This window comes from Streptomyces sp. NPDC051563 (assembly GCF_044454225.1).
In the GTDB taxonomy this organism is placed as follows: Bacteria; Actinomycetota; Actinomycetes; order Streptomycetales; family Streptomycetaceae; genus Streptomyces.
Genome location: NZ_JBITDL010000005.1, coordinates 56,911 through 82,498 on the forward strand (window position 1 = coordinate 56,911; position 25,588 = coordinate 82,498).

Genomic DNA, 25,588 nt, shown 5'->3' on the forward strand with positions numbered 1-25,588 from the left:
CACCCCCATGGGCGGCGAAGTGGCGACCACGACCAGTCGGCTCTCGGACCTCGACTGGCTGCTCAGCGGCCTGGTCCAGCGCGTGCCCTACACGCGCAGCGCGGTCCTGCTGACCGCCGACGGGCTCGTCACCTGCGTGCACGGGCTCGACGCCGACAGCGCCGACCACCTGGCGGCCCTCGCCTCCGGGCTGTACGCGCTGGGCCGCAGCGCCGGATCCCGGTTCGCGGAGGGCGCCGAGGTCCGGCAGGTGGTGGTCGAGCTCGACAGCGCCCTGGTCTTCGTCTCGGCGGCCGGCTCCGGCACCTGCCTGGCCGTACTGGCCGACCGGGAGGCCGACGCGGGCGTGCTCGGCTACGAGATGGCCATGCTGGTCAAGAGCGTCCGCCCGTACCTGGCGGCCCCGCCGAGGCGGCCCGCCGCCGACGTGGAGCGATGAGGGCCCGCGCGAGGGGGGCAACAGCACCGGGGGGAACGCGCGATGCGCCGTGGCTGGACGATTCGGCGGGCCGGGTCATCCGCCCGTACACCGCGAGCGGCGGCCGGACCCGGCCGTCCGTCGCGCTCGACCTGCTGTCGCTGGTGACGGCGACCGGGGTGCGCCCCCGGGCGCCGCTCGGCGCCGAGCACGCCCTCGCGCTGCGGCTCTGCGCCGGGGCGGCGGCGGTCACCGTCGCCGAGGTGGCGGGACACCTGCGGCTGCCGGCCGTCGTGGTCAAGGTCGTCCTCGGCGATCTGATGGAACACGGGGCCGTCACGGTTCGGGCGCCGTGCTTCCCCACCGGCGGCTCCTTCGCCGACGACGAACAGTCCCTGCTCCGGGCGGTGCTCGATGGCCTGCGCAAACGGCTCTGAGGCGGCCGCCCGCGGATCCTCCGCGACCTTGAAGGTCCTGGTCGCGGGCGGGTTCGGGGCGGGCAAGACCACCTTCGTGGGCGCGGTGAGCGAGATCGAGCCGCTGAGCACGGAGGAGCTGCTGAGCGGGCTGAGCGAGGCCGCCGACCCGCTCGACGGGGTCGAGGCGAAGACGACCACGACCGTGGCGCTGGACTTCGGCCGGATCACCCTGGACGAGCGGCACGTGCTCTACCTCTTCGGCACCCCCGGCCAGCAGCGCTTCTGGTTCCTGTGGGAGGAGTTGTGCGCGGGCGCCCTGGGGGCGGTGGTGCTCGCCGACACCCGACGCCTCGCCGACTGCTTCCCCGCCGTGGACTTCTTCGAGCGGCGGGGGATCGGCTTCGTCGTCGCCGTCAACGAGTTCGCCGGCGGGCACCGCTACGCCCCCGACGAGGTACGGGACGCCATCGGGCTCGGCCCGGAGGTGCCCGTCGTGCGCTGCGACGCACGCCTGCCCAGCTCCGGAACGGGGGTACTGGCAGCGTTGGTCCACCACTTGCTCCGGCCGCGGAGCCGGTGAAGTCCGTGAAACCGATGACGTGCACGCAGCCCATCAGCCCATGCAGATAAGCCAGTTCAGCCAGTTCATGCAGTTCATGCAGTCCATGAGGTCCGCGCGGCGCGCGGAGTGACGTGATGTGGGGGAGACACCATGACCTACTACGAATCGACCGGACACCTGCTGCTCACACCGGTGGACCGGGAGGCACCCGCTCGCGTGCTGCGACTGCGTGAACTGGGTCTGGGAGAACGGGCGGACGGTGAGCTGGACACCTTCGCGCGGCGGGTCGCGGACGAGCTCGCGGCTCCGTACGCGGGCGTCAACTTCATCAGCGAGGAACGGCAGTTCTTCGCCGGCCTGCACCACGCGGCCGACGCACCGGCGAGCGGCTATCCGGCCCGGGCCCTGCCCCGGGACCACGGGTACTGCCCCCACGTGGTGGTCCGGCGGCGCGCGCTGGTGCTGGAAGACGTACGGGACTTCGCGCGCTTCGCGGGCAATGCCGTCGTGGACGAGAGCGGGGTGCGGTCCTACGCCGGCGCGCCGCTGACCGACCGGCGCGGGATCGTCCTGGGGACGGTGTGCGCGGTGGACGTGGTGCCGAGGCGGTGGGGACTGGCCGGGCTCGCGAGGGTGAAGGCGCTGGCGGCGGAGCTGGTGGAGCTGGTGCACGACCGGGAGGACCGCGCGGCCCGGGGGTGAATGTCAGTGCCCGGGTCTACGGTCGGAACGAGGACGGCGCCGGAACGGACCGGAGCCGCCCGCAGGGACCGGAAGGAGCCGGGGGATGGCCACGACGGCGGAGGACGTCCGGAGGATCGCGCTCTCGCTCCCGGACAGCAGCGAGAAGCTCGCCTGGGGCATGCCCACCTTCAGGGTGGGCGGCGGAGCGACCGGGAAGAACGGGAAGGTCTTCGCGGCCCTCGCCGACGACGACACCTCGATCGGGGTGAAGTGCCCCCGGGAGGACCGCGAGGAACTGATCGCGGCGGAGCCGGAGAAGTTCTTCGTACGACCGGGGCACGACGACAACTACGCGTGGCTCCGGGTCCGGCTGGCGGCGGTGGAGGACGCGGCGGAGCTGCGCTCGATCCTGACCGATTCCTGGCTCCAGGCGGCTCCCAGACGCCTGGTGGCGGCCCATCCGGAATTGGACCGCCGCGGGGCCCAGGGGCCCGTCACCGCGGAGTGAAGGCCGCGATCCGGGCGCGCAGCGCGGCCGGGTCGAGTCCGTGGGCCGCCGTGTGCTCGTCGATCGTGCCGTAGCGGCGCAGCTCGGCCCGGCCGACGCCGAGGCCGAGCACCCGGTGCGGGACCGCTTCGAGCGCCTGGCTCGCGGCGGCCGTGGAGGTGCCGGCGAGGTAGGGCTCGACCAGCACCACGTCGGCCGGGCCGTGCCCGACGGCGGCGCGCAGAGCCGCGTCGTCGAAGGGCCGCACGGTCGGCGCGTACAACACGCTCACGTCCATGCCCTCGGTCGCGGCGAGGACGTTGTCGAGCAGGGGCCCGACGGCGACGACCACGCCCGCGCGGCCCTCCCGTGCGGTCTGGAAGCCCAGGCCCGGCACCGGGCGGGCCGCGCCGTTCGACTGGGCGGAGAGCCGGACGTAGACCTTGTCGTCCCCGGCGGCGTAGGCGTGACGCAGCAGCGCCTCGGCCTCGTCCGGGTGGCCCGGGACGTGCACGGTCCAGCCGTCCAGGGTGTCCAGCAGGGCGACGTCCCCCGGCGCCATGTGGGTGAACCCGCCGGCCGGCCAGTCGTAGCCGGCACTGACACTGACGAGCACCCCGCCCGTGCCCTGGTGCCCGAAGTCGAGCTTGACCTGCTCGAAGGGCCGCTCCACGAGGAAGCTGGCGAAGGTGTGCACCACCGGGCGCAGCCCCGTGAGGGCCAGACCGCCGCCCACGCCGATCAGCAGCTGCTCGCGGATGCCCACGTTGATCACCCGGCCGGATGGCGGTCCTGGGCGGGCCGGAAGCCGTCCATGGTGATCTCGGCCAGCACGACGGCCAGCCGGGGATCCTCGTCGAGCGCACGCGATGTGATGGAAACGAACCGTTCGCGCATGGTGTCCATGTCTCCCCCTCAGTGCTTCTTCTCGACCCGGGCGACCACGGCGTGCGGGCGGCCCGGATGAGGTGCGGTGTACGCCGTGTGCAGGGCCGCGTGGTCCCGGCCGTCCACGGTGACCGCCGACCAGCCGGCGGCCTCGAACCGGGAGGCGATGCCGCCCCGCCATCCGTGGGTCGCGGAGTCGTTGTCGATCACGATCGTGTGCAACCGCTCCAGACCGGCCGAGCCGGCGTACGCGATCGCCTCGTGGTTACTGCCCTCGTCCAGCTCGGCGTCCCCGATGAGCGCCCACACCGCCGGGTCGGTGAGCCCCTGGGCCCGCAGTCCGAGGGCGCTCCCGACGGCGAGCGGCAGCCCGTGCCCGAGCGAGCCGCTGCCGATCTCCACTCCGGGGATCAAGGTGCGGTCCGGGTGGTGCCCGAGGGGCGAGTCGTACGCGCCGAACCCGCTGAGCCAGTCGACGGGGAAGAAGCCCTTGGCGGCGAGGACGGCGTAGTACGCCATGGGCCCGTGCCCCTTCGACAGCAGGAACCGGTCCCGCCCCGGATCCGCGGCGCTGCCGGGGCCGACCCGTAGCACCCGGTCGTAGAGCACCCACAGCGCGTCGAGCGTGGAGGTGGCGGCGGGACCGTGCTTCTCGGCCCCGGTCATCAGGGCCATGAGCTCGCCCAGGTCTGCGTGGCGGAACCCGGCTTCCCCGGCTGCTGTCCGTGTCATGGATCGATCGTGCAACCTCAAGGCCACTTGAGGTCAACCACCACCGGGCGGGCCTTCGCGCTGCCCTCGCGCCACCCTCGCGCGAAAGGTGCGCGCGAGCACCTCCCGAAGTGCGGTATCGTTCTCCTGCGCGTTCAACCAGGGGAAAGCCCAGGTCAACGCGTATCGGGACGTGGCGCAGCTTGGTAGCGCACTTGACTGGGGGTCAAGGGGTCGCAGGTTCAAATCCTGTCGTCCCGACTTTGCTTCATGCAGGTCGGAGGTCGTCTTCTCAGAAATGAGAAGGCGGCCTTTCGTGCGTTCGGGGTCGTGCCAGGGCCCCGGCGGGGGCTCGGTGTGGTGCTGCATATGCAGCATGGAAGGCCGGAAAGGCGGGCATCTGCAATTCGTTCTTGGCTCCGGATATCAAATGCAGATGAGAAGGGGCGAGGAGAATGCCCCCGAACGGGTGGGGCCGAACGTCCCGAATTGTCGGGACGTTCTCCCCGGGTGAAAATACCAGGCGGCGGGGGCCGTTCGCCTGGCGGATGAGAGGGGCGTCGAGCAGCGTGGGATTCACGCGGCTAACGTGATCGACGTGGCGGCCGTCAGGTCGTTTTCCCCACCGATTCAGAGTGAGGCGTTATTTTCATGAGCCTGAGCATCCGCAACCAGATTCCCGGCACCATCACCTCCGTGACGGCCGGCGAGGCCATGTCCACGGTGAAGGTCCGTCTGGCCGGCGGTCAGGACATCACCGCCGCGATCACCACCGACGCCGTCAAGGACCTCGGCTTCGCCGAGGGCACCGCCGTCAAGGCGCTCGTGAAGTCCACCGAGGTCTCCCTCGCGACCGGTCCGGTCGAGGGCATCTCCATCCGCAACCAGATCGCGGGCACCGTCACCGACGTCGCCACCGGCGGCGCCATGGGCTCCGTCAAGGTCTCCGTCGAGGGCGGCGAGCTCACCGCCGCGATCACCAAGGACGCCGTCGAGGCCCTCGGCCTCGCGGCCGGCACCTCCGTCGTCGCGCTGATCAAGTCGACCGAGATCTCCCTCTCCGTCTGATCGCCCCCCCCGCATCACCTGCGAGGGCCCCGCACCGGCCGGTGCGGGGCCCTCGGTGCGTGAGCGGCCGGAGCTGGCAGACTTCGATCGGGAGGCGGCACGGGCCGTCATCGCGCCGGTCGACGGCAGAGGGGGGCCACATCGTGGGTACGGGACAACTTCCGCCCGGCCAGAAACTGGCGAAGGGCTGGCCCGTCTCGCACTACGGCCCGGTCCCCAAGTTCCGCCCGGAACGGTGGAACCTCCAGGTGTTCGGCGCCACCGCCACCGGGGAGAAGTACAGCTGGACCTTCGACGAGGTGTCCGCCCTGTCCGGCATCACGATCGAGACGGACATGCACTGCGCCTCCGGCCCGAGCTCCACCGGTCACGAGTTCTTCGGCGTACCGGCCGCCGCCCTGCTGGAGCTGGCCCCGCCCGCCCCGCAGGTGACGCACGTGATGGCCTGGGCGGAGTACGGCTACAGCGCCAACCTCCGCCTCGCCGACTTCGCATCCGACCGCACCCTGCTGGCCACCCACCACAACGGGGAGCCGCTCACCGTCGAGCACGGGTTCCCGCTGCGCCTCGTCGTCCCGCACCTGTACGGCTACAAGGGCCCCAAGTGGCTGCGCGCCATCGAGTACATGACGCAGGACCGCCGCGGCTTCTGGGAGGAGCGCGGTTTCCACACCATCGGCGACCCGTGGAAGGAGCAGCGCCACTCCTACCAGGAGGCCTAGGGGGTGTCTAGGCGCCCGGGCACTCCGTGCGCGGCCAGTGCCGTCCTTCGAGGGCCTCGGCGCTGCGGTTGAGGCGGAGCAGGGCGTCTTCCAGCTGCCCCACCTCCTCGGGGGACCAGTCGGCGACCACGCGGGCCAGGCAGGACTGGTTGATCTCACGGTCCTCGGTGAGCCGGCGCCCGCCCTCCTGCGTGATGCGCAGCTTGCGGGCCATGCCGCCTTCGGGGTCCGGGACGCGCTCGGCCAGTCCGCAGCGCAGGAGCGCGGCCGTCTGGCGGTTCACGGTCGAGGTGTCGAGTCCGAAGGCCTCCGACAACTGCCCGATGGACATGGGGCCTTGGGTGTCGATGCGGCTGAGCAGCAGATAGGCGGAGCGTTCCAGGCGCTCCGGGTCGCGCTCGCGCCGGGCCAGCACCTGGTGTCGCGCGAGGAGCATCAGCTCCCGCTCCAGTTTCTCCAGCACCGCGCCTCCCGATCCTTCCGGCCCCTCCCGGCGCCCCATTGTCGCCGACGCTGCAATATGCATGATACATAGCCTGTGTACTATGCACTTCTCGTCGTCACCCGACGAGCCGCAGCTCAACCCGGAGGACCCGCATGACCGACACCACGTCCACCGCCTCCCGTGCCGCCGAGATCCTGTCCCGGCCCGTCAAGCTGAACGGCCTGACCGTCCCCAACCGCATCGCGATGGCGCCGATGACCCGGATGTTCTCCCCGGACGGCGTACCCGGCGAGGACGTGCAGGCGTACTACGCCAGCCGGGCCGCCGCAGGTGTGGGCCTGATCGTCACGGAGGGCACCTACGTCGGTCACGACTCCGCCGGACAGAGCGACCGGGTGCCGCGGTTCCACGGCGAGCACCAGCTGGCCGGGTGGGCGAAGGTCGCCGCGGCCGTGCACGAGGCGGGCGGCACGATCGTGCCCCAGCTGTGGCACATAGGCATGGTGCGCACTCAGGGCGAGGCGCCGTACGCCGAGGCCCCCGCCGTGGGCCCCTCCGGCATCCGCGTCGACGGCACCGAGGGGACCGGCAAGGCGATGACCCGCGCCGATCTCGACGACGTCATCGGCGCGTTCGCCGACGCGGCGGCGGAGGCCGAGCGGATCGGCTTCGACGGTGTCGAACTGCACGGAGCCCACGGCTACTTGATCGACCAGTTCCTGTGGGAGCGGACCAACCGCCGCACCGATGCCTACGGTGGCGACGCGGTGGCCCGCACGAAGTTCGCCACCGAGATCGTGGCCGCGGTCCGCGAACGCGTCGCGGCCGACTTCCCGGTGATCTTCCGCTACTCCCAGTGGAAGCAGGAGGCCTACGACGGGCGCCTCGCGCAGACCCCGGAGGAACTGGAGGCCATCCTGACGCCGCTCGCGGCGGCCGGTGTCGACGTCTTCCACGCCTCCACCCGGCGCTACTGGACCCCGGAGTTCGAGGGCTCGGACCTGAACCTGGCGGGCTGGACCAAGAAGCTCACCGGACGGCCCACCATCACCGTCGGCTCGGTCGGCCTCGACGGCGACTTCCTCCGCGCCTTCGCCGGCGAGGGCGCGGCGCTCGGAGACATCGACAACCTCCTGGACCGCATGGAGCGCGAGGAGTTCGACATGGTCGCCGTCGGCCGGGCGCTGCTCCAGGACCCGCAGTGGGCGGCGAAGGTCCTCGGCAACCGCTTCGACGAGCTGAAGCCGTACGACGCGGCTGCGCTCAAGTCGCTCAGCCGGTAGCCCGGTTGACGATCGGTGTTCGGTGTTCGGCAGCGGGCGATCGCGTCCGTAGTCGTCAGGCCAGGTCCAGCAGCTGTTCGTGGAAACCGCCGAACCCCCGCGCCTCGTCGATGAGATGGACCTCCAGGATCCAGTGACAGCGCCACCCCGCCCGGTCGGTGCGCCGGAGCGGGTGGTCGTTGTCCGGGGTGATGTACGACGCGGTCTTCGCCCCGTCGATGCTCTCGTGGGGGAACTCGCCGACGAGGTGTCCGGCGTGCCAACCGCCCAGGCTCCAGCCCGCCTTGAGCGAATGCTGCTCCACCGCGGCGTACAGCTGCCGCCCGGTGATCCTCGGGTCCGCGCGGAAGGCGCTCCGTCCGGCCGCGAACACGGTGGCGAGGTCCGCGCGGAGCCGGTGCTTGGCCGGGTCGCCGCCGAAGACGAAGGTGCGGCCGAAGTCCGCCTCGTACTCCTCGAAGACCGGCCCGAAGTCGGCGAAGGCGATGTCGTCCTCGCCGATGATCCGGTCCGGCGGGTTCTCCCGGTACGGGAACAGCGTGTGCGGGCCTGAGCGGACGATCCGCTTGTGCCAGTGCTTGGTCGTCCCGAACAGCTCGTTCGCGAGGTCCCGGATCCGGTCGCTGACCTCCCGCTCACCGGCTCCGGGGGCGACCAGCCCCCGGGCCCCGACCTCGGCGAAGAGGCGCTCGGCCTTGCGCTGGGCCTCGACGAGGCCCAGGGCGCGCAGCTGCTCGTCCATGCGGTCGGGTGCTCCCGTGGTGCCGTTCGCGTTCAGGTTCACGTTCCCGTTCACGTCCCTGTTCTGGTTCTCGTTGTCGTTCGGCGTCACGGATTCGCGCGCACGATGACGAGCGAGCCCTCGTACGTGGGCTGCGCGCGCAGGCCACCGAAGCGCTCGTCCCACGCCCCGGACTCGAGATCCCGTCGGAGCCGTTCGTCGAAGCGTTCGCGGACGCCGTCGTCGATGAAGCTCCATGCCGAGCAGGCCTGGCGGACGGCGGGATCGAGGAGCATCTCGGGGCGGCCGTAGTAGGCCTCGTTGAAGCCGTCGGTGCAGTCCAGCGGGATCGGGACCGTCTGGATGGTGCCCGTACCGCCGAGCGCCGCGGCCATGTCCTCGATGGGCGGGAAGCGGCGGGCTTCCGTGTCGAGGACCTCGGGGGCGTACTCGTACAGCCAGAAGTCGCGTACGAGCTTCGGGTCGCAGGTCAGGACGACCACCGGGCCTCGGGTGACGCGCCGCATCTCGCGCAGGCCGGCCGTGACGTCGCTCCACTGGTGCACGCTGAACAGGGTCATCGCCGCATCGAACTCGCCGTCGGCGAAGGGCAGGTGCTCCGCGACGGCGTCGACGGCGCGCGCGAGCCGGGCGGGTCGCTGGGCGCGCATCGCCTCCGACGGTTCGACGGCGGTCACCGAACGGGCGGCACTCTCGTAGGACCCGGCGCCGGCGCCGACGTTGAGCACGTCCCGCGCACCGTCGAGGGCCTCGGCGATGAACCGGGCGATGCGCGTGTCGGGTTGGCGGTAGGAGGCGTATCCGGCTCCGATGGCGCCGTAGTCGACGTCGCCGGCGCTGCCGTCGTGGGTCCGTGTGGTCATGGGTCCTTACCTCGCCTTGTGAGCAGGAACAGGGGGATGCGCCCGCCTCCCGCCGGGGGTGCCGGCGGGAGGGGGCGGGTGCGGTGCCGCTACGACCAGAGGCGGAACCGTTCCCAGCCGGCGGCGGCACGTTCGTAGCGCAGCCGGGTGTGGAGACGGCTCTTCGCGGCCTGCCAGAACTCCACTTCGGCCGGTGCCAGGGTGTAGAGGGTCCAGGCCGAGTCCACGAGCGAGGGCTCGCGCTCGATCAGGGCCAGGGTCTTCTCCAGGGCGTGCGCGCGTTCTGTGGGGTCCATCAGGTACTGGCTCTGGCGGCCCAGCAGGGACTCGGCCCTGGCCGCGGGGGAGCGGGCGAGGAAGTCGGCCGCGTTGTCCTCGGCGGAGCCGGGCGTCACGGGCCCGCGGATCCTGACCTGGCGGCCGTGTTCCGGCCAGTAGAAGGTCAGCGCCGCCCTCGGGTGGCAGACGAGCTGCCCGCCCTTGGGGCTGAAGGCGTGCCCGGAGAACTGCCACCCCGCGGGTCCCACGCCCTTGAGGATCAGCACGCGCGCGTCCGGGTCGCCGGCGGAGTCCACCGTCGACAGCGTCATCGCGTGGGGATCGCGCACCCCGTCCGCCACCGCCTCCACCAGCCAGGAGAGGAAGAGCCGCACCGGATCCTCCGGTGCCCGCTCCGGATCGAACTCCGGCAGCGTTCCGGCGAAGACCTCAAGGCCGCGCAGCCACTGGCGCGCGCCACCCACCTGCTCCGAGCCCGCTGTCATCCCCGGCTCCCTCAGCTCATTCGCACCCCGGCAACCTCTCGGTGACATCTTGCATCCGCGAGGGCGTGTTAGTAAATCAGCTAGCAAATGCTTGTCGATTCGACCAGTGGGCTCCTAGGTGCGGTTTTGGGTGATGCGTGCCTCGGCGGTGGCGGATTGCCGCCTCACCCATTCGGCGTAGCGTGAATTGAGGGCCTATCCACTGGCGGGCGGCCCCGGGCCCGATGGAGGTCACAGCGTCCCCAGCCGGGGCAAGAGGAGCGATGGCCATGGGCAACCTCACTGTGGACCAGCTGAGAGAACGGGTGCGCGGCACCGTCGTCACCCCGGGGGACGAGAACTACGACGAAGCCCGCACGGTCTACAACGCCATGATCGACAGAAGGCCGGCCGTCGTCGTGCGCTGCGCCAATGCCGCAGACGCCATGGCGGCCGTCGACTTCGCCCGCGAGAACGGCCTCGACCTGGCCGTCCGGGGCGGCGGGCACAGCGTGCCCGGCTTCGGCACCTGCGACGACGGCGTGGTCGCCGACCTGTCCGCGATGCGCGGCGTCCGCGTGGACCCCGTGCGCCGTACGGCGCGCGCCGAGGGCGGTGCGACCTGGGGCGACTTCAACGCGGCCACCTACCCCTTCGGCCTGGCGACCACCGGCGGGATCATCTCCACCACCGGTGTCGGCGGCCTCACCCTGGGCGGCGGCATCGGCTACCTCGACCGCGGACTGGGCCTGAGCTGCGACAACCTGATCTCGGCCGATGTGGTGACGGCGGACGGACAGCTCGTCGTGGCGAACGAGCAGGAGCACGAGGACCTCTTCTGGGCGCTGCGCGGCGGCGGGGGCAACTTCGGCGCGGTGACTTCCCTCGAATTCCGGCTCAGCCCCGTCAAGGACGTCTACGGCGGGCCGATGCTCTTCGAACTGGACAGCGCCGGCGCCGTGCTGCGCGCCTACCGGGACTTCATCGCCGACGCGCCGGAGCAGCTGGGCGCGTTCCCGGCCTTCCAGATCGCCCCGCCGCTGCCGTTCATCCCGGAGGACCGGCACGGCGACACCTTCCTCCTGATCGTCTCGTGCTGGGCGGGCCCGACGGAGGAGGGCGAGCGCGCCCTCCAGCCCCTCCACGACTTCGCCCCGGTGGTCGCGGAGCACGTCGGCGTCATGCCGTACCCCGCCCTGAACAGCGCCTTCGACGCGCTGGTGCCGCCCGGCCTGCAGCACTACTGGAAGGCCAACTTCGTGACGGAGCTGAGTGACGAGGCGATCGAGGCGCACCTGGTGCACGGGCCCCGGGTGCCGGCCGTGAACTCGACGGTCCACATCTACCCGATCAACGGCGCCTGTCACCGCGTCGCCCCGGACGCAACGGCCTTCGCCTACCGGGACGCCTCCTTCGCCACCGTCATCGCGGGCATGTGGCCGGACCCCGCCGACAACGAGGCCAACACCGCCTGGGTCCGCGACTACTACGAGGCGACCGCCCCGCACTCGGAGGAGGGCGGCTACGTCAACTTCATGGCGGACGACGACCAGGACCGCATCCGCGCCAACTACCGCGGCAACTACGACCGCTTGGTCGCGGTCAAGGGCACGTACGACCCGGGCAACCTCTTCCACCTGAACCAGAACATCAGGCCCTAGGGGGTGTCTTGCCGATCAGGCCGGGCTCGCGGGGCCTGGCACCGCGCCTCGCCGCGTTGTCGTCACTCGCCGACTTCCCCAAGCTCTCGGCTCCGCTCGAGCAGGGGAGACCCCATTCGCGTCGACTCCCTCCTCCGCCTTGCGATCCACGGCACCAGACCCCGCTCCCTGATCCGGCCCGATCGACAAGACACCCCCTAGCGTCCGGGTCGCCGCGGTGCGACCCGGGCGGCGGAAAGGATTCGGGCGGAGCCGGAAAACCCTGCCGGGTTGGTAGGCAAGTGGATACTTGCCTATGCTGTGGGGGTGGCCGACGAACTCTTCAGAGCTCTGGCCGACCCGACCCGCCGCACCATCCTCGACGAGCTCGCGGAGAAGTCCGGGCAGACACTGTTCGAGATCTGCTCGCGGCTGACCATGAAGCACGAGCTCGGCATCTCGCGCCAGGGCGTCTCCCAGCACCTCGCCGTGCTGGAGGCCGCCGGACTCGTCGAGACCAGGCGGGAGGGCCGGTACAAGTTCCACGACCTGAACACGGCCCCGCTCCGGCACATAGCCGAGCGCTGGCGCATGCCCGACCCGTCCGGACCGGAAGAGAGCACCCCGTGAAGATCCACCTGACCAGCGTCTTCGTAGACGACCAGGCCAAGGCCCTGCACTTCTACACCGAGATCCTCGGGTTCGTGAAGAAGCACGACGTCCCGCTGGGCGGGGAGGACCGGTGGCTGACGGTGGTCTCGGCCGACGAGCCCGGCGGCACCGAACTCCTCCTGGAGCCCGCCGGCCACCCGGCCGCCAAGACCTACCGGGACGCGCTGGTCGAGGACGGCATCCCGCTCGCCCAGTTCGCCGTCGACGATGTCCGGGCGGAGTACGAGCGCCTGCGCGCCCTCGGCGTCCGCTTCACCCAGGAGCCGCTGGAGATGGGCCCCGTCACCACCGCCGTCTTCGACGACACCTGCGGCAACCTGATCCAGCTCGCCACCGAGCCGAAGTAGCCGGCGGGCGGGCCGCTCCTTCCCGGGCGGTGGCCGTGTTCAGCGGGCGGATCCCGGGGCGCTCGTCCTGCGGCGGTCCGCCCGGATCTCCCGGACGGACAGGACGATCGCTGCCAGGTTGAGGGGAAAGGCGACGGCGTCGGCGACGGCAGGTATGCCGAAGCCCCGCAAGAGGCTCGTGGCCAGGGCCGGCAGCACGAGTGCCAGGGGCAGGGCGCGCCGCCATGTGTGACGGGAATCGCCTCGTCCATGGGGGCTGACACCCATCTTTCCCGCCCGAGGGGAGCCGACAACCCCCGGCTCGGTCCCGCAGGTTGGATCCCCTAGGGCGTTGCTTCCACCGGTCGGCCGGCGTGTAGTTCGAGGGGGCCGCCCGGGGTGGTGCGGGCGGTGAGGCAGGCCTCGATCTGGCGGCGGAGGGACGGCTTGGTGTAGCGGCGCAGGTCGGGTGGGGGGACCGCACGCCAGGCGAGGAGCTCCGTCGCGGGCAGCCGGATCCGGGCCAGGGCGGCGGGGTCCAGGGTGCCGCCGTCGTACAGGAAGCGGACCCGGGCCGGATAGCCGGGCCGGTGGGACCAGTTGACGGCGAGCAGCGGGCCCGGGGCGAGGTCGAGGCCGAGCTCTTCGAGGACCTCGCGGCGGGCCGCGGCGCGCGGGATCTCGCCGAGGTCGCTGTCGATGCCGCCGCCGGGCAGGTTCCAGTGGTCCGGATCGCCGTACGCGGGCCGCACCAGCAGGACCCCGCCCGCGGAGTCCGTGAACAGCACGCTCGCCGCGGTCAGGGCCTTGGGGCGGGCGGCGCGGTGGCCGGCGGTGTCGTAGGCGCCCGCGTGTTCCAGCTCGGCCCGGCGCGCGGGGTCGAAGCCGGCCGGGGAGCCGGGCTGCGGCACCCCGTTGACCAGGTGCGCGAAGGAGCCGGAGTGCAGGGCGGCCAGGGCGGCGCGGAGCCGGGATTCCCGCCGCGTTTCCAGGGCCGCGTAGGCCTCCTCGGGGGTGAGCCAGCGCGCCTCGGTGATCTCCCCGTCCGGGAAGGAGAGCGAGGAGGCCTCCTCGGACGTGAGCGGGCCGACGAGGTGGACGTGCACGACGAGGGAGCGGCCGAGGGGCCCCGGCGGGCGGGAGTCCACGGCGAGCAGCCGCCCGACCGGCACGCTCAGGTCCAGCTCCTCCTTCAGCTCCCGGGCCAGCCCCTCCTCCGGGGTCTCGGTGTCCTCCACGCCCCCGCCCGGGAGCTCGGGCTCCGCCTTGTACGAGGTGGTCAGGACGAGGACCCGCCCGCGCGGATCCAGCACGATCCCGGTGGCGGCGACCAGGGGCGAGGGCTGGGCGGCGTAGTAGGCCCGGACCGAATCGGTGTACGGGGACGGAGGCGGGGACGGGGACTCGGAGGGCGGCGGCGGGTTCGGGGGCGGGGGCTGATCCGGCACGGGGGGTGGCTCCTGGAGGTGCGGGGCAAGGGGTACGCGTACGAGAAGGCGTACGGGGCGGCGGGCAAGGTCATCCGTACCCACTCGGGGCGTGTCCATGGGGTGGAACTCGGGAGGCGGTGGCAGACCAGATGCGCGGAATTGGCTCTGCTGGGCAGGCCAATCGGTCTCCAGACTGGAAGCCGGCGCACGGGAATTGGTCTGGTGCCCGGTGGAAGGAGACCTTCATGTCCAGCGAGTACACCCTCCTCAGCGACCGCGCCGAGCGGGCCCTCCAGCAGCACCACGAGCGGCGGTCCGGAGCCGGGCTGCCCGTTCTCCCGGTCCTGCGCGAGTGGGTCCACGGGCTGGTCGGGGCCGTGCGGGAACCGAGTCGATGAGCCGCGTGGTGGTCGGGGTGAGCGGCTCCCTCGGCAGCCTCGCAGCCCTGCGGGCGGGGGCCCGGGAGGCGCGGCTCGGAGGTCGGGAACTGGTGGCCGCAGTGGTCTGGTCACCGCCCGAGGGCGAAGGGCTGTTCGCCCGGTTCCCCGACCGGACGTGGGCCGCACTGTGGGAGGCGGAGGCCGCCGCGACCCTCGACCGGGCGTTCGAGGAGGCCTTCGGCGGGGACCCGGCGGGCGTGCCCGTCGTACGTCGCCACGTGCTGCGGGGCGACCCCGGCCGGACCCTGTGTGAGCTGGCCGGACGCCCCGACGACCTGCTCGTCGTGGGAGCCCGGCCCGGCCGCCGCCACAGGGGCCCGGTGGGGCGCCGGCTGCGCGGACGCGCGGTGTGCCCGGTGCTGACCGTGCCGGGGCCCGTACTGCCGGGTGCCTGGCTGAGGCGGCTGCGCCGTGCCGTGCCCGGGGACTTCGGCGCGGGCCCGGCGGGGGCCGGGACGGCCCCGGCCTTCGGGGAAGAGGGATTCAGGCCCGGGCGAGGAGCAGACCGCCCATCGTGACCATGGTCGCGGCGACGAGCCCGTCCACCGCCCGCCAGGCGGAGGGCCGGCCGAGCGGGCCGCTGAGCAGCCGGGCGCCGTAGCCGAGCGCGCCGAACCAGACGAGGCTCGCCAGGACGGCCCCCGCGCCGAAGGCCCAGCGCAGGTCGCCCCGGCCGGCGGCGACGGATCCGAGCAGCAGCACGGTGTCGAGGTACACGTGCGGGTTGAGCCAGGTCATGGCCAGGCAGGTCAGCACGGCGCGCCGGGTGGCGGCGGAGCCGGCGCTCCGGCCGGTGGCGTCCGCGGTGAGGGCGGCGCCCGGGTCGGGGCGCAGCACCCGGCGGGCGGCCAGGGCCCCGTAGCCGATCAGGAAGGCGCCGCCGACGAGTCCGACGAGGGTGAGGGCGGGCGGCCAGGCGGTGACGAACGCGCCGACCCCGGCCACGCCGAGGGTGATCAGGGCCGCGTCCGAGAGGGCGCAGATGGCGACCACGGCGAGGACCGACTGGCGGCGCACGCCCTGACGCAGCACGAAGGCGTTCTGGGCGCCGATGGCGACGATGAGGGAAAGGCCGGTGCCGAAGCCCGCGAGGGCCGCCGTGATGATGCCGTGTGTCATGGCTTCGACGGTAGGCAGCGGCGCGGCGCGGAGTACAGCTAAAGATTCTTACCTACCATTAGCTGCTGTGATGGATGAGCTGCCTGTGGACCAGGTGCGGACCCTCCTCTCGGTGATCGACGAGGGCACCTTCGACGCGGCGGCCGCCGCCCTGCACGTGACCCCGTCCGCCGTCAGCCAGCGGGTCAAGGCGCTGGAGCAGCGGACCGGGCGGGTGCTGCTGATGCGGACCAAGCCGGTGCGGGCGACCGAGTCGGGGGAGGTCCTGGTCCGCTTCGCGCGCCAGCTCGTCCGGCTGGAGCGCGACGCGCGGGCCGAGCTGGGCATGGCCGAGGGCCTGGGCCCGGTCCGGCTGCCGATCGCGGTCAACGCGGACTCCCTGGCCACCTGGTTCCTGCCCGCCCTGACCGGGGTGCCCCAGGACCCGCCGGTCTGCTTCGAACTGCACCGGGAGGACGAGGCGCACGCGACCGAACTGCTGCGGGACGGGCGCGTGATGGCGGCGGTCACCTCGCAGCCCGTGGCCGTGGCGGGGTGCACGGTGCGCCGGCTGGGGATCGTGCGGTACCTGCCGGTGGCGAGCCCGCAGTTCGCGGCGCGGCACCTGCGGGGCGCGGTGGAGCGGGACCTGCGGGTCGCGCCGGTCGTCGTCTTCGACCGGCTGGACCGGCTCCAGGACGAGTTCGTGCGGGTGGTCACGCAGGACGCGGCGGCCAGGGCGTCCGCCGTGCGCCATCACGTGCCGACGTCGGAGGGGTTCTGCGACGCGGCGGTCGCCGGACTGGGCTGGGCGATGCTGCCGCTGGTGCAGGCCGGCCCGTTGCTGGAAGCGGGTGAGCTGGTGGTGATCGCGCCGGGACGGAGCCTGGAGATCCCGTTGTACTGGCAGCAGTGGAAGCTGGACTCGCCCGCGCTGTCGCTGGTCGCCGAGGCGGTCGCGCGGGCGGCTGCGGGAGCGCTCCGCTAGGCCGGCCCTGCGCGGGGGTCCACGGCCCCCGGTGCCGGGCCACCTGGCCTGCGAGGACCGGTCGGGCGAGGGCTTAGGCTGCGGGCATGGAGTCCTACACGATCGGCCAGGCTGCGCGGTTGCTCGGCGTCAGCGTGGACACGGCCCGGCGGTGGGCCGATGCGGAGAGGTTCCCGACGCGCCGGGACGGCACCCGGCGGATGGTCGACGGGCCCGACCTCGCCGCGTTCTGCGTGGAGGTCGCGCAGGAGGGTGGCGACGACGAGGGGACCCCGTACACCTCGGCGCGCAATGCCTTCCCCGGCATCGTGACGGGCGTGAAACTGGGCACCGTCGACGCCCAGGTGGAGATCCAGGCCGGACCGCACCGCGTCGTGTCGCTGCTGACCCGGGAGGCCGTGGAGGAACTCGGCCTGGTGGTGGGAGCGCGGGCGACGGCGCGGGTGAAGTCCACGAGCGTCTTCATCGACCGGGCCTGAGGGCAGGTGGTCGGGGGGTGTGCGCACCGGTGGCACACTGGCCGCTGATCCGCCGAAGGGGAGTACGTCCGTTGTCCATGCTCAGCAACCTGCGCCGGGCCGTGCGCCGCAGTTACCGGCGGGCCGTCGACCTCAGTCACCCGGCCCGCTCCCCGCTCGGCAGCGCCGTCGTCAACTGCATCGTCTACCGGGACGGGGTCCGCCAGGACGGCCACGGCCACGCCGATGTGGGCGAGGCCCTGCGCCGGGTCCGCAAGACGGGCGAGGGCTTCGTCTGGATCGGACTGCACGAGCCCTCGCAGGAGGAGTTCGCCGGGCTCGCCGAGCTGCTCGGCCTGCACCCGCTCGCCGTCGGGGATGCGGTCCGGGCCCACCAGCGGCCCAAGATCGAGCGCTACGACGAGACCCTCTTCGCCGTGTTCAAGACGGTGCGGTACGTCGAGCACGAGGAACTGACCGCGACCAGCGAGGTGGTGGAGACGGGCGAGCTCATGGCCTTCGCCGGCAGCGACTTCGTCATCACCATCCGGCACGGCGGCCGGGGCACGCTCGGATCGGTCCGCGAGGAACTGGAGGCGCTGCCCGAGCAGGTGGCCAAGGGGCCGGTCGCCGTCCTGCACGCCCTGGCCGACCACGTGGTCGACGAGTACGTGGCCGTCACGGACGCGGTGCAGAACGACATAGACGACGTCGAGACCATGGTCTTCAGCGAGTACGGCGGCCGCGGGGACGCGGGCCGGATCTACCAGCTCAAGCGCGAACTGCTGGAACTGCGCAGGGCGGTGGCCCCGCTGGCCCGCCCGCTCCAGCAGCTGAGCACGCAGCCGATACCGGTCATCCCGCCGGAGATGCGCACGTACTTCCGGGACGTGGCCGACCACTTGACCCGTGCCACCGACCAGATCGCCGCGTACGACGCCCTCCTGGACTCGATACTCCAAGCCCATCTCGCGCAGGTGACCGTCGCCCAGAACGAGGACATGCGCAAGATCACCGCGTGGGCGGCGATCGTCGCCGTTCCCACGATGGTCTGCGGGGTCTACGGCATGAACTTCGAGCACATGCCCGAACTGCACTGGACCTACGGGTACCCCCTCGTGCTCTGCGTGATGGCCGTCGCGTGCTTCGTCATCCACCGGGGCTTCCGGCGCAACGGCTGGCTCTGACCGCACCCGGGCCGGGCCAAGGCAAAAACCGTGCGGGGATGCCCTGTTATGCCCGGTAAGGTCCTCGTGTTCGCGCGCAACCACGAGGAACGGGCAGGTCGGTCATGCAGCAGGCAGCGGTGAGCGCGGTGTCGGCGCAAGCGGTCGCGGCGGAAGCGGCGGCACAGGCGGCGGCGCCGGCGGCGCAGGCGGTACTGGCCGGGGAGCGGGTGCGGCTCGAACCGCTGGAGCTCCGGCACCACGACGGGCTGTGCGAGGCCGTCCGCGACGGCAGCCTCTGGGAGCTCGCGGTGACCCTCGTCCCGCACCCCGACGAGATGCGGGGCTTCGTCGAGGACGCGGTCGAGGCCCGGGCGTCGGGCAAGCAGATCCCGTACGCGACCGTGGACGCGGTGACGGGCCGGGTCATCGGGGCCACCCGGCTGATGATGATCAACACCGCGAACCGGCGGCTGGAGATCGGCTGGACCTTCCTCGCCGCGTCCCGGCAGCGCAGCGGCGCCAACACGGAGGCGAAACTGCTGATGCTGACGCACGCCTTCGAGACGATGGGGATGAACCGGGTCGAGCTCCTCACGGACGTGCGGAACGCGAAGTCGCGGGCGGCGATCACCCGGATCGGCGCGAAGCCCGAGGGTGTGCTGCGCCACCACATGGTCATGCGGGACGGCTGGATCCGCGATACGGCGGTGTACGGGATCACGCGGCCGGAGTGGCCGGAAGCGAAGCGGGGCCTCCTGGCCCGCCTGGCGGCCCACCCGGCCGGCGGCTCCGGCGGCTCCGGTGGCTGCGAAGGCTCCCAAGGCTGAGCCAAGCCCTCCGGAGCGGACCGGGGCGCGGTCCCCGGAGCGGCCCCCCGCCCGGTCAGCGGATGGCGCGGGTCAGGAAGTGGGTCGGGGCGTCCTCGTACGCGGCCACGTGCCAGCCCGCCGCTTCGAGGGCCGGGCGGAGGTTCGGTTCGGCCAGGGGGTCGTCCGGGCTGACGGCGCGCCCGTGGCGGGCCGCGCGCTCGGCCCGGCCGGAGGGGTGGAAGAGCAGCAGCTCCCCGCCGGGTGCCGTGACGCGGGCCCACTCGTGCAGGGCGGCGGCCTGGTGCGGCAGGTGGTCCAGCAGCCCGGCGGCGAAGATGCCGTGGACGGCGCCGGCCGGCAGCGGGAGCCGCCCGCAGTCGGCGAGCAGCAGCCGCGCCGGGCCGCCGTGGCCCGCGCGGGCGGCGGCCGTGAGCATGGCGTGCGTGACGTCGATCCCGATCACCGTGCCGGTGTCCCCGACCAGGGCCCGCAGCGCGGGCAGGGCGCGGCCGCTGCCGCAGCCCAGGTCGAGCGCGCGCTGCCCGGGGCGCAGCCGCATCCGGGCGACCGCGGCCTCGTATGCCGGGGTCTGGTAGGCGAACCGCTCCTCCCAGGCGGCGGCCCGGGGTGTGAAGAAGGTCCGGGTGGCGGTGGTTTCGGCCCGCCCGGCGACCAGTTCGGCGAAGCGGCGCAGCAGTTCGCAGTCGGCCTCGTCGGGGACGGGCAGCCCCCAGGCGCTGGCGCCCACGCGGAACCCGTGCGGCGCGCAGCCGCCGCCGAGCAGCGGGTCGGTGCCGCCGCCACCGGTGCCGTCCGTACCCGCCGCCTCCGTGAGCAGCCGGGCTCCCTCGCCCAGGGCGAGGACGGGAACCTCGGCGGCCAGCGCCGGCCCGACGAGGGGGAGGGCGGCGGGCGTGGCGCCGGGGGAGAGGATCAGGGCGTCGATCCCGCTGAGGGTGGCCGGCAGGGGCTCGTCGGCTTCGGGCCGGCACGGGTGGATCAGCAGCCCGGCCGCCTCGATGGCGGCGGTGGGTGCGTCTCCGATGACGAGGACGGCCATCGGCGCCTCCCTTTCCTGCGTCGTGCTCGCGTTCCGTGCCGTGCGTGCGCCGGGCCGCGCGCTCGCCCTGCGGGTGCCGCGCGGGTACCCCGCGCGTGCCGGTGATCGTGCATATGAGCTTCCAGCGGTCGAATTCGGCCGCATCTGCGTAAGCATGCCCCGCGCAGCCTCTCATATGCCAGGGGCGGGGAGGGGGAAACCCGTCCGGCCGGAGTGGGGTGCTCCAGGGCCTTGAGGTGCCGGGACTTCTGGTAGTAAAGTTTCCTAACGAAGTCGCCCGAGCATCAACTCCCTTATGGAGGCACTGTGTTCACCCCCCACCGCAAGCGACTGGCCGTAAGTACCCTGCTCGGCGCTGCCCTTCTCGCCGTGCCCGTCACCGCCCACGCGACCGCCGCCGCCCCCACCGCGGCAGCGGATTCCGCGCAGGTGTCGGCCGCCGCCGTCGGACTCGACGACCCGGTGAAGAAGGACATCGCCATGCAGATCGTCTCCAGCGCCGAGAACTCCTCGCTGAACTGGAAGGCGCAGTACAAGTACATCGAGGACATAGACGACGGCCGCGGCTACACCGCCGGCATCATCGGCTTCTGTTCCGGCACCCACGACATGCTCGAACTCGTCGAGTACTACACGCAGATCAAGCCGGGTAACGTGCTCGCCAAGTACCTGCCCGCCCTGCGCAACGTCGACGGCAGCGATTCGCACGCCGGCCTGGACCCCAACTTCACCAAGGACTGGGCGAAGGCGGCCGCCGACTCCGACTTCAAGAAGGCCCAGGACCACGAGCGCGACCGGGTCTACTTCAACCCGGCGGTGAACCAGGGCAAGGCCGACGGCGTCGGCGTGCTCGGCCAGTTCACCTACTACGACGCCATCGTCATGCACGGCGACGGCTCCGACTCCACCAGCTTCCGCAACATCCGCAAGCGCGCCCTCACCAAGGCCAAGCCCCCGGCGCAGGGCGGCAACGAGACCACGTGGCTCAACGCCTTCCTCGACGCCCGGGTCTGGGCGATGAAGCAGGAGGAGGCGCACAGCGACACCAGCCGGGTCGACACGGCCCAGCGGGTGTGGCTCAAGAAGGGCAACCTCAACCTCAACACCCCCCTGGACTGGAAGGTCTACGGGGACCCCTTCCACATCGGCTGACCGCTCCACGGAGCACGAGGCGGCGGTCCGGGGCGAACTCCCCTCCCTCCCCGGGCCGCCGCCCGCCGCGGTGGCCCCGCCGTTGGCGGCAGGCCCGGCAGGTTCCGCGAGCGGGGCGGCGTCAGCGGCCGCCGCCCCGCTCGACCGGGATCCACAGCTGGGAGCCGGTCTCCGCGCCGATCTCCACCGGCCGTGTGAGCAGGAGCTCCGGACCCGGCCGGCTGGTGTACGGGTTCGAGGGGAACCACTGGGTGAACACGTCCCGCCACAGGGCCTGGAGGGCGCTCGGATAGGGCCCGTGGCTGTCGAAGACCGCCCAGGTCCCGGCCGGCACGTCGAGGGCGTCGAGGTCCCCCGCGACGGTCTCCGGACCGGACACCACGCCGACCCAGTAGTCCGCCTCGGCGCCCTCCTCCCGGCTGTCGGTCAGATACACCACCGCGGACAGGACACCCGTCGGCTCCGGGCCGGCCAGCTCCTTCATCCGCCGCACCGTCCGCTCGTCCAGCCCCTCCACGTGGGCCGTGGCGGCCGCGTTGGCCCCCTCGTGCACGAGCGGCACCCGCGCCTTGCGGCCGAGCACCCGGAACGGTTCCTTCTCGACGATCCGGTACCGCATGGCCGTGCTGCCCTCGACGACGACGCGGAAGGACATGCGGGGCTGCGCCGTCAGCACCGCGCCCGTGCGCCGGGCCTCGCCCGGCCCGATCCCGTGCACCGACCGGAACGCCCGGGCGAACGCCTCGCCCGAGCCGTACCCGTACCGCACCGCCACGTCGAGCAGCGTCAGCTCCCCGGCCAGTACCTCGGCCCCGGCGAGGGTCATCCGCCGGCGCCGCACGTAGACCGGGAGGGGCATCCCGGCGAGCGCGGAGAACAGCCGGCGGAAGTGGTACTCCGACACCGCGGCGATCCGGGCCACCTCGGCCATGTCGATCTCCTGGTCGAGGCGGGACTCCAGGTGGTCCAACGCCTGGTTCAGCCGCTCCAGCACGCCGTCCGTCCTTCCGTTCCCACCCGACACATCCGGTGCGGGAAGTGTCGGGCCGCCGACCGGGGCGCTGCCCGAGGCTTACGTCCATGAACGACATTAAGGGATACTGCGAGCCGCGGTTCGGCGCGGTCCGCGAGGCACTCGCGGGCTTGCTCGCGCAGCGGGACGTGGGCGCCTCGGCAGCCGTCTGGATCGACGGCGAGCCGGTGGCCGACCTCTGGGGCGGGTACGCCGATGCGGACCGTTCCACCGGCTGGGACGAGTCCACCCTCGCCTGTGTGAATTCGACGACCAAGAACATGACGGCCCTGTGCGCACTGATCCTGGCCGACCGGGGCCTGCTCGACCTGTCCGCGCCGGTCTGCGCGTACTGGCCCGAGTTCGCGGCGGCCGGCAAGGAGGGCGTGCTGGTGCGGCACGTACTGTCGCACACCGCGGGGCTGCCGGACCTGCCCGGGCTGCGGACGGTGGAGGAGCTGTACGACGGGGAGGCCGTGACGGCCGGGCTGGCCGCGCGGGCGCCCGCATGGGAACCGGGCACGGCCGCCGGCTACCACGCGCTCACCTTCGGGTTCCTCATCGGTGAACTCGTGCGCCGCGTCACCGGCCTCGGCATCGGCGCGTTCTTCGCGCAGGAGGTGGCCGGGCCGCTCGGCGCGGACTTCCACCTCGGGCTCCCCGCGGAGCACGACCACCGCCTCGCACCGCTGATCCCGCCGCCGTCCCTGACCGACGCGTACGCCGCGGGCCCGCCGCCCGGCCCGGACGGCGCACCCGCGGAGCACACCGGCCTCGCCGTCCGGGTCCGGGACGTCAACGCACCGGCCTGGCGCCGGGCGCAGATCCCCGCGGTGAACGGCTACGGCAACGCCCGCTCCGTCGCCCTGGTCCAGTCCGTCCTGGCCAACCGCGGAACGGCCGGCGGGGTGCGACTGCTGTCCCCCCGGGGCTGCGAACCCGCCTGGCAGGAGGTGTTCAGCGGACCGGACCGCGTGCTGGGGACACCGATGTCCTGGACGACGGGCTTCGGGAAGTTCGGCAACGCCTTCGGCTGGGGAGGCTGGGGCGGCTCACTGGTGGTGAGCGACCCCGAGGCACGGATGACGGTGGCCTACGTCATGAACCAGATGGCCGACCGGGAACGGCGGGGAGACGACCGCGGCATGGAGATCGTCATGGCCGCGTACGGAGGCCTGCACTGACGTCCGTACGGAAAGCGGTCTACGGGGCCTGCGCTCCCCGCGCCAGGACGGTGAAGGCCCGGCCCGCCACCGTCCAGTGGCCGGCCGGGGTCCAGCCCGCGGCCGCCGCGTGCCGGGCCAGGGCCGCCGGGCCGACGCGGGCCCAGGGGAACGGCGCCCCGAGGCCGCCGCGGCCGTCGGCCACCCGGACCTCGCAGCGTTCGTCCACGTCGGCCCCGGCCTCCGCCTGCGCGCACTCCACGATCAGCGAGCCGGTCACCGCGAGCACCTCGGCCGTCCGGCGCAGCAGCGCGGCGGGGTCGCCGCCGATGCCGATGTTCCCGTCGATGAGCAGCGCCGTGTCCCAGCGGCCCTCGCCGGGGAGGGCGTCGAAGACCGACCGGTGCAGGGCGGTGCCGCCCGAGCGGGCAGTCCGGGCCACCGCCTCCGGACTGACGTCGATGCCCAGGGCCCGGTGCCCGCGGGCGGCGAGCGCGGAGACCAGCCGGCCGGGGCCGCAGCCGATGTCGAGGACGGCGCCCCGGCAGCGGCCCAGGACCGTCCGGTCGGCGCCGTCCGGAGCCTCGCACCAGCGCTCCACGTCCAGCGGGAGCAGCCACCCGTCGCCCCGCCGCAGGTAGAGCGGCCCCCGGCCGCGGCGCAGGGCCACCGTGTACGGATCGGCCGACCAGGCGGTGACCGGACCGCCCGACCGGGACCCGCCCGGGGTGAGCGTCCTCATCGCAGGACCGGCCGGGTGAGGTGGCCCGTGAGGTCCGCCAGCCGCGCGGCGAAGGCGCCCGCCGGGGCCTCGGCGGCGACCAGGCGGGCGTCCTCGGCGGTGTCGACGTCCCGCAGGACGGGCAGCCGGCCGGTGCGCAGCCCGGCCGCGCGCAGCCGTTCGTACTGGACCGCGCCGGTCTCGGGGACCGACATCGGTACCCCGCGCAGCAGCGCGGGGTCCGGGACGGCCAGTCCCAGCGCCCAGAACCCGCCGTCGACGGCGGGCCCGAACCAGGCCCCGTACTGCGACCAGTCGACGTCCAGCAGCTCCGGGGTGACCTGCGGGGTGTCCATGCCGATCAGCAGCGCGGGCCCGCTGCACGCCCCGAACGCGGCGGCGAGCCGCAGGTCCAGGCTCCCGGCGCACTGCGGGACCACCTCGAAGCCGGGCGGCAGCCACGGTCCGGGCCGGCCGTCCAGCACCAGGACCCGGCGCCGCGCGGGGGCCGCGGCCACGGCGGCGAGGGTGTCGGCGAGCGCGGCCTCGGCGAGCGCGGCCGCCTCGGCCGGGGCGAACGGCGGGGTCAGCCGGGTCTTGACCCGGCCCGGAACCGGCTCCTTCGCGATCACCAGCAGGGTGGTGGAGCTCATCGCGCACCGCCCGAGGACGCGCCCGCACCGGCCCGGCCGGCCGTACGGCCGTCGACGGCCGGGCCGCCGGCCGGCTCCGCCAGGACCCGGCTCATGTCGCGCACCGCCTGCCACGTGCCCCGCCAGGTGCCCGTCACCTTCGATTTCCCCGAGCGCGGCAGGTACGGCACGTCCACCTCCCGGATCCGCCAGCCCGCGTCCGCGGCCCGGACCACCATCTGGAGCGGGTAGCCGGAGCGCCGGTCGGACAGGTCCAGCGCGAGCAGGTCCGCCCGGCGCGCGGCCCGCATCGGGCCCAGGTCGCGCAGCCGCAGTCCGGTCCGGCGGCGCAGCAGCCGGGCCAGCGCCAGGTTCCCGGCCCGGGCGTGTGCGGGCCAGGCGCCGCGGCCCTGCGGACGGCGACGGCCGAGCACCAGATCGGCCCCGCCCGCGGCGACCTCCGCCACGAAGCCGGCCAGCAGCCCGGGGTCCAGCGAGGCGTCGCAGTCGCAGAAGCAGACGACGTCCGCCTCGGCGGCGAGCAGCCCGGCGTGGCAGGCGGCGCCGAAACCGCGCCGGGACTCGCTGACCACGGTCGCGCCGAGGGACCGCGCGAGCTCGGCGGAGCCGTCGGTGGAACCGTTGTCCACGACCAGGGCCCGCCAGCCCTCCGGGATGCGGGCCAGTACCCAGGGCAGGGCCTCGGCCTCGTTGAGACAGGGGAGTACGACGTCTACCGTCACGGTTTCGCTCACCTTCTCACCGTAGGAACCGGGGCTCCGC

General features: G+C 73.1%; 31 protein-coding genes, 1 tRNA gene and 1 pseudogene. 20 read left to right on the plus strand and 13 right to left on the minus strand.

What is annotated here, in order from left to right; genetic code table 11:
• The first annotated feature begins 7 nt into the window (after positions 1-7).
• The 5 genes from ACIA8F_RS07955 to ACIA8F_RS07975 all read left to right on the plus strand — a co-directional run bounded on the left by ACIA8F_RS07955 (position 8) and on the right by ACIA8F_RS07975 (position 2,591).
• Complete coding sequence (locus ACIA8F_RS07955) at positions 8-439, plus strand: roadblock/LC7 domain-containing protein (protein WP_274550476.1); 432 nt, start codon at positions 8-10, stop codon at positions 437-439.
• Positions 436-855, plus strand: a complete 420-nt coding sequence (locus ACIA8F_RS07960; protein WP_399377399.1) for a DUF742 domain-containing protein — start codon at positions 436-438, stop codon at positions 853-855. The genes ACIA8F_RS07955 and ACIA8F_RS07960 overlap by 4 nt, the downstream gene beginning before the upstream one ends.
• Entirely contained in the window at positions 833-1,417 is a 585-nt protein-coding gene (locus ACIA8F_RS07965; RefSeq protein WP_399377400.1) for a GTP-binding protein, read from the plus strand. Before ACIA8F_RS07960 ends, ACIA8F_RS07965 begins: the two co-directional genes overlap by 23 nt.
• A gap of 132 nt (positions 1,418-1,549) precedes the next feature.
• Positions 1,550-2,101, plus strand: a complete 552-nt coding sequence (locus tag ACIA8F_RS07970; protein WP_399377401.1) for a GAF domain-containing protein — start codon at positions 1,550-1,552, stop codon at positions 2,099-2,101.
• An 85-nt stretch (positions 2,102-2,186) separates the two neighbouring features.
• The gene (locus tag ACIA8F_RS07975; RefSeq protein WP_399377402.1) at positions 2,187-2,591 is read left to right on the plus strand and encodes an MmcQ/YjbR family DNA-binding protein; all 405 of its coding nucleotides are present in this window, start codon (positions 2,187-2,189) and stop codon (positions 2,589-2,591) included.
• Here ACIA8F_RS07975 and ACIA8F_RS07980 read toward each other — a convergent pair.
• Together ACIA8F_RS07980 and ACIA8F_RS07985 are read right to left on the minus strand one after the other, a co-directional pair.
• Positions 2,578-3,476, minus strand: a pseudogene (locus tag ACIA8F_RS07980) (transketolase family protein). The gene ACIA8F_RS07975 and the pseudogene ACIA8F_RS07980 sit on opposite strands and share 14 nt — an antisense overlap.
• 9 nt (positions 3,477-3,485) lie before the next feature.
• Positions 3,486-4,190, minus strand: coding sequence for a transketolase (locus tag ACIA8F_RS07985; protein ID WP_399377403.1), 705 nt, complete (start codon positions 4,188-4,190; stop codon positions 3,486-3,488).
• A gap of 166 nt (positions 4,191-4,356) precedes the next feature.
• Between ACIA8F_RS07985 and ACIA8F_RS07990 the strand changes: the two genes are divergently transcribed.
• From ACIA8F_RS07990 to ACIA8F_RS08000, 3 genes are all read left to right on the plus strand, one after another.
• A tRNA-Pro gene (locus ACIA8F_RS07990) sits at positions 4,357-4,430 on the plus strand.
• A 390-nt stretch (positions 4,431-4,820) separates the two neighbouring features.
• Positions 4,821-5,237: a molybdopterin-binding protein gene (locus ACIA8F_RS07995; RefSeq protein ID WP_399377404.1), complete on the plus strand. Its 417-nt coding sequence runs from the start codon at positions 4,821-4,823 to the stop codon at positions 5,235-5,237.
• A 143-nt stretch (positions 5,238-5,380) separates the two neighbouring features.
• The gene (locus ACIA8F_RS08000; protein WP_399377405.1) at positions 5,381-5,959 is read left to right on the plus strand and encodes a molybdopterin-dependent oxidoreductase; all 579 of its coding nucleotides are present in this window, start codon (positions 5,381-5,383) and stop codon (positions 5,957-5,959) included.
• Between the two features lie 7 nt (positions 5,960-5,966).
• Here ACIA8F_RS08000 and ACIA8F_RS08005 read toward each other — a convergent pair whose 3' ends face one another.
• Entirely contained in the window at positions 5,967-6,461 is a 495-nt protein-coding gene (locus tag ACIA8F_RS08005; RefSeq protein ID WP_399377668.1) for a MarR family winged helix-turn-helix transcriptional regulator, read from the minus strand.
• A gap of 95 nt (positions 6,462-6,556) precedes the next feature.
• Here ACIA8F_RS08005 and ACIA8F_RS08010 point away from each other — a divergent pair, with 95 nt between their 5' ends.
• Complete coding sequence (locus ACIA8F_RS08010) at positions 6,557-7,687, plus strand: NADH:flavin oxidoreductase (protein ID WP_399377406.1); 1,131 nt, start codon at positions 6,557-6,559, stop codon at positions 7,685-7,687.
• Positions 7,688-7,742: 55 nt separating this feature from the next.
• Here the strand turns inward: ACIA8F_RS08010 and ACIA8F_RS08015 are convergent, their stop codons facing one another.
• From ACIA8F_RS08015 to ACIA8F_RS08025, 3 genes are all read right to left on the minus strand, one after another.
• Entirely contained in the window at positions 7,743-8,429 is a 687-nt protein-coding gene (locus ACIA8F_RS08015; RefSeq protein ID WP_399377669.1) for a M24 family metallopeptidase, read from the minus strand.
• Positions 8,430-8,515: 86 nt separating this feature from the next.
• Positions 8,516-9,292 carry a class I SAM-dependent methyltransferase gene (locus ACIA8F_RS08020; protein WP_399377407.1) on the minus strand — a complete coding sequence of 259 codons (777 nt, stop codon included), beginning with the start codon at positions 9,290-9,292 and terminating at the stop codon, positions 8,516-8,518.
• Positions 9,293-9,381: 89 nt separating this feature from the next.
• Positions 9,382-10,056, minus strand: coding sequence for a pyridoxal 5'-phosphate synthase (locus ACIA8F_RS08025; protein ID WP_399377408.1), 675 nt, complete (start codon positions 10,054-10,056; stop codon positions 9,382-9,384).
• 263 nt (positions 10,057-10,319) lie between these two features.
• Here ACIA8F_RS08025 and ACIA8F_RS08030 point away from each other — a divergent pair, with 263 nt between their 5' ends.
• The 3 genes from ACIA8F_RS08030 to ACIA8F_RS08040 all read left to right on the plus strand — a co-directional run bounded on the left by ACIA8F_RS08030 (position 10,320) and on the right by ACIA8F_RS08040 (position 12,694).
• Complete coding sequence (locus ACIA8F_RS08030) at positions 10,320-11,696, plus strand: FAD-binding oxidoreductase (protein WP_399377409.1); 1,377 nt, start codon at positions 10,320-10,322, stop codon at positions 11,694-11,696.
• 306 nt (positions 11,697-12,002) lie between these two features.
• Entirely contained in the window at positions 12,003-12,305 is a 303-nt protein-coding gene (locus tag ACIA8F_RS08035; protein ID WP_399377410.1) for an ArsR/SmtB family transcription factor, read from the plus strand.
• Positions 12,302-12,694, plus strand: coding sequence for a VOC family protein (locus ACIA8F_RS08040; protein ID WP_399377411.1), 393 nt, complete (start codon positions 12,302-12,304; stop codon positions 12,692-12,694). The genes ACIA8F_RS08035 and ACIA8F_RS08040 overlap by 4 nt, the downstream gene beginning before the upstream one ends.
• Before the next feature lie 323 nt (positions 12,695-13,017).
• On the opposite strand, the gene ACIA8F_RS08045 is transcribed toward ACIA8F_RS08040, so the two are convergent.
• Positions 13,018-14,121 carry an NUDIX domain-containing protein gene (locus ACIA8F_RS08045; RefSeq protein WP_399377412.1) on the minus strand — a complete coding sequence of 368 codons (1,104 nt, stop codon included), beginning with the start codon at positions 14,119-14,121 and terminating at the stop codon, positions 13,018-13,020.
• 227 nt (positions 14,122-14,348) lie between these two features.
• Here ACIA8F_RS08045 and ACIA8F_RS08050 point away from each other — a divergent pair, with 227 nt between their 5' ends.
• Both ACIA8F_RS08050 and ACIA8F_RS08055 read left to right on the plus strand, forming a co-directional pair.
• Positions 14,349-14,501 (plus strand): hypothetical protein, encoded by a 153-nt coding sequence (locus ACIA8F_RS08050; protein WP_399377413.1) that lies wholly within the window; start codon positions 14,349-14,351, stop codon positions 14,499-14,501.
• Positions 14,498-15,061 (plus strand): universal stress protein, encoded by a 564-nt coding sequence (locus tag ACIA8F_RS08055; protein ID WP_399377414.1) that lies wholly within the window; start codon positions 14,498-14,500, stop codon positions 15,059-15,061. Before ACIA8F_RS08050 ends, ACIA8F_RS08055 begins: the two co-directional genes overlap by 4 nt.
• Here the strand turns inward: ACIA8F_RS08055 and ACIA8F_RS08060 are convergent.
• Positions 15,027-15,662 carry a LysE/ArgO family amino acid transporter gene (locus ACIA8F_RS08060; protein ID WP_399377415.1) on the minus strand — a complete coding sequence of 212 codons (636 nt, stop codon included), beginning with the start codon at positions 15,660-15,662 and terminating at the stop codon, positions 15,027-15,029. The two genes, ACIA8F_RS08055 and ACIA8F_RS08060, sit on opposite strands and share 35 nt — an antisense overlap.
• A gap of 70 nt (positions 15,663-15,732) precedes the next feature.
• Here ACIA8F_RS08060 and ACIA8F_RS08065 point away from each other — a divergent pair, with 70 nt between their 5' ends.
• The 4 genes from ACIA8F_RS08065 (at position 15,733) to ACIA8F_RS08080 (ending at position 19,083) form a co-directional block, all read left to right on the plus strand.
• Positions 15,733-16,629, plus strand: a complete 897-nt coding sequence (locus ACIA8F_RS08065; protein WP_399377416.1) for a LysR family transcriptional regulator ArgP — start codon at positions 15,733-15,735, stop codon at positions 16,627-16,629.
• An 86-nt stretch (positions 16,630-16,715) separates the two neighbouring features.
• Positions 16,716-17,108 carry a molybdopterin-binding protein gene (locus tag ACIA8F_RS08070; protein WP_399377417.1) on the plus strand — a complete coding sequence of 131 codons (393 nt, stop codon included), beginning with the start codon at positions 16,716-16,718 and terminating at the stop codon, positions 17,106-17,108.
• 77 nt (positions 17,109-17,185) lie between these two features.
• The gene (gene corA, locus ACIA8F_RS08075) at positions 17,186-18,274 is read left to right on the plus strand and encodes a magnesium/cobalt transporter CorA (protein ID WP_399377670.1); all 1,089 of its coding nucleotides are present in this window, start codon (positions 17,186-17,188) and stop codon (positions 18,272-18,274) included.
• A gap of 104 nt (positions 18,275-18,378) precedes the next feature.
• The gene (locus ACIA8F_RS08080; protein WP_399377418.1) at positions 18,379-19,083 is read left to right on the plus strand and encodes a GNAT family N-acetyltransferase; all 705 of its coding nucleotides are present in this window, start codon (positions 18,379-18,381) and stop codon (positions 19,081-19,083) included.
• A gap of 55 nt (positions 19,084-19,138) precedes the next feature.
• On the opposite strand, the gene ACIA8F_RS08085 is transcribed toward ACIA8F_RS08080, so the two are convergent.
• Entirely contained in the window at positions 19,139-20,125 is a 987-nt protein-coding gene (locus tag ACIA8F_RS08085) for a class I SAM-dependent methyltransferase (protein WP_399377419.1), read from the minus strand.
• 306 nt (positions 20,126-20,431) lie between these two features.
• Between ACIA8F_RS08085 and ACIA8F_RS08090 the strand changes: the two genes are divergently transcribed.
• Positions 20,432-21,277 carry a chitosanase gene (locus ACIA8F_RS08090; protein WP_399377420.1) on the plus strand — a complete coding sequence of 282 codons (846 nt, stop codon included), beginning with the start codon at positions 20,432-20,434 and terminating at the stop codon, positions 21,275-21,277.
• A gap of 121 nt (positions 21,278-21,398) precedes the next feature.
• Here the strand turns inward: ACIA8F_RS08090 and ACIA8F_RS08095 are convergent, their stop codons facing one another.
• Positions 21,399-22,271 carry a GyrI-like domain-containing protein gene (locus ACIA8F_RS08095; protein WP_399377421.1) on the minus strand — a complete coding sequence of 291 codons (873 nt, stop codon included), beginning with the start codon at positions 22,269-22,271 and terminating at the stop codon, positions 21,399-21,401.
• A gap of 86 nt (positions 22,272-22,357) precedes the next feature.
• Between ACIA8F_RS08095 and ACIA8F_RS08100 the strand changes: the two genes are divergently transcribed.
• On the plus strand, positions 22,358-23,473 hold the full coding sequence (locus ACIA8F_RS08100; RefSeq protein WP_399377422.1) for a serine hydrolase domain-containing protein: 1,116 nt from the start codon (positions 22,358-22,360) through the stop codon (positions 23,471-23,473).
• 19 nt (positions 23,474-23,492) lie between these two features.
• Here ACIA8F_RS08100 and ACIA8F_RS08105 read toward each other — a convergent pair whose 3' ends face one another.
• From ACIA8F_RS08105 to ACIA8F_RS08115, 3 genes are read right to left on the minus strand one after another with little or no spacing between them, the layout of a single operon-like run.
• Positions 23,493-24,194, minus strand: coding sequence for a class I SAM-dependent methyltransferase (locus ACIA8F_RS08105; protein ID WP_399377423.1), 702 nt, complete (start codon positions 24,192-24,194; stop codon positions 23,493-23,495).
• Positions 24,191-24,826 carry a DUF2064 domain-containing protein gene (locus tag ACIA8F_RS08110; RefSeq protein ID WP_399377424.1) on the minus strand — a complete coding sequence of 212 codons (636 nt, stop codon included), beginning with the start codon at positions 24,824-24,826 and terminating at the stop codon, positions 24,191-24,193. Before ACIA8F_RS08110 ends, ACIA8F_RS08105 begins: the two co-directional genes overlap by 4 nt.
• Complete coding sequence (locus tag ACIA8F_RS08115) at positions 24,823-25,548, minus strand: glycosyltransferase family 2 protein (RefSeq protein ID WP_399377425.1); 726 nt, start codon at positions 25,546-25,548, stop codon at positions 24,823-24,825. The genes ACIA8F_RS08110 and ACIA8F_RS08115 overlap by 4 nt, the downstream gene beginning before the upstream one ends.
• Between the last annotated feature and the right edge of the window lie 40 nt (positions 25,549-25,588).

Bases quoted from the DNA above. Each gene is read 5' to 3' on its own strand.
- ACIA8F_RS07965 (WP_399377400.1), top strand. From the start codon at position 833: ATGGCCTGCGCAAACGGCTCTGAGGCGGCCGCCCGCGGATCCTCCGCG.
- ACIA8F_RS08065 (WP_399377416.1), top strand. From the start codon at position 15,733: ATGGATGAGCTGCCTGTGGACCAGGTGCGGACCCTCCTCTCGGTGATC.
- ACIA8F_RS08010 (WP_399377406.1), top strand. From the start codon at position 6,557: ATGACCGACACCACGTCCACCGCCTCCCGTGCCGCCGAGATCCTGTCC.
- ACIA8F_RS08070 (WP_399377417.1), top strand. From the start codon at position 16,716: ATGGAGTCCTACACGATCGGCCAGGCTGCGCGGTTGCTCGGCGTCAGC.
- ACIA8F_RS08110 (WP_399377424.1), bottom strand. From the start codon at position 24,826: ATGAGCTCCACCACCCTGCTGGTGATCGCGAAGGAGCCGGTTCCGGGC.
- ACIA8F_RS08105 (WP_399377423.1), bottom strand. From the start codon at position 24,194: ATGAGGACGCTCACCCCGGGCGGGTCCCGGTCGGGCGGTCCGGTCACC.
- ACIA8F_RS07995 (WP_399377404.1), top strand. From the start codon at position 4,821: ATGAGCCTGAGCATCCGCAACCAGATTCCCGGCACCATCACCTCCGTG.
- ACIA8F_RS08015 (WP_399377669.1), bottom strand. From the start codon at position 8,429: ATGGACGAGCAGCTGCGCGCCCTGGGCCTCGTCGAGGCCCAGCGCAAG.
- ACIA8F_RS08025 (WP_399377408.1), bottom strand. From the start codon at position 10,056: ATGACAGCGGGCTCGGAGCAGGTGGGTGGCGCGCGCCAGTGGCTGCGC.
- ACIA8F_RS07955 (WP_274550476.1), top strand. From the start codon at position 8: ATGGGCGGCGAAGTGGCGACCACGACCAGTCGGCTCTCGGACCTCGAC.
- ACIA8F_RS08020 (WP_399377407.1), bottom strand. From the start codon at position 9,292: ATGACCACACGGACCCACGACGGCAGCGCCGGCGACGTCGACTACGGC.
- ACIA8F_RS07975 (WP_399377402.1), top strand. From the start codon at position 2,187: ATGGCCACGACGGCGGAGGACGTCCGGAGGATCGCGCTCTCGCTCCCG.
- ACIA8F_RS08080 (WP_399377418.1), top strand. From the start codon at position 18,379: ATGCAGCAGGCAGCGGTGAGCGCGGTGTCGGCGCAAGCGGTCGCGGCG.
- ACIA8F_RS08055 (WP_399377414.1), top strand. From the start codon at position 14,498: ATGAGCCGCGTGGTGGTCGGGGTGAGCGGCTCCCTCGGCAGCCTCGCA.
- ACIA8F_RS08005 (WP_399377668.1), bottom strand. From the start codon at position 6,461: ATGGGGCGCCGGGAGGGGCCGGAAGGATCGGGAGGCGCGGTGCTGGAG.
- ACIA8F_RS08100 (WP_399377422.1), top strand. From the start codon at position 22,358: ATGAACGACATTAAGGGATACTGCGAGCCGCGGTTCGGCGCGGTCCGC.
- ACIA8F_RS07970 (WP_399377401.1), top strand. From the start codon at position 1,550: ATGACCTACTACGAATCGACCGGACACCTGCTGCTCACACCGGTGGAC.
- ACIA8F_RS08060 (WP_399377415.1), bottom strand. From the start codon at position 15,662: ATGACACACGGCATCATCACGGCGGCCCTCGCGGGCTTCGGCACCGGC.
- ACIA8F_RS08085 (WP_399377419.1), bottom strand. From the start codon at position 20,125: ATGGCCGTCCTCGTCATCGGAGACGCACCCACCGCCGCCATCGAGGCG.
- corA (WP_399377670.1), top strand. From the start codon at position 17,186: ATGCTCAGCAACCTGCGCCGGGCCGTGCGCCGCAGTTACCGGCGGGCC.
- ACIA8F_RS08050 (WP_399377413.1), top strand. From the start codon at position 14,349: ATGTCCAGCGAGTACACCCTCCTCAGCGACCGCGCCGAGCGGGCCCTC.
- ACIA8F_RS08030 (WP_399377409.1), top strand. From the start codon at position 10,320: ATGGCCATGGGCAACCTCACTGTGGACCAGCTGAGAGAACGGGTGCGC.
- ACIA8F_RS07960 (WP_399377399.1), top strand. From the start codon at position 436: ATGAGGGCCCGCGCGAGGGGGGCAACAGCACCGGGGGGAACGCGCGAT.
- ACIA8F_RS07985 (WP_399377403.1), bottom strand. From the start codon at position 4,190: ATGACACGGACAGCAGCCGGGGAAGCCGGGTTCCGCCACGCAGACCTG.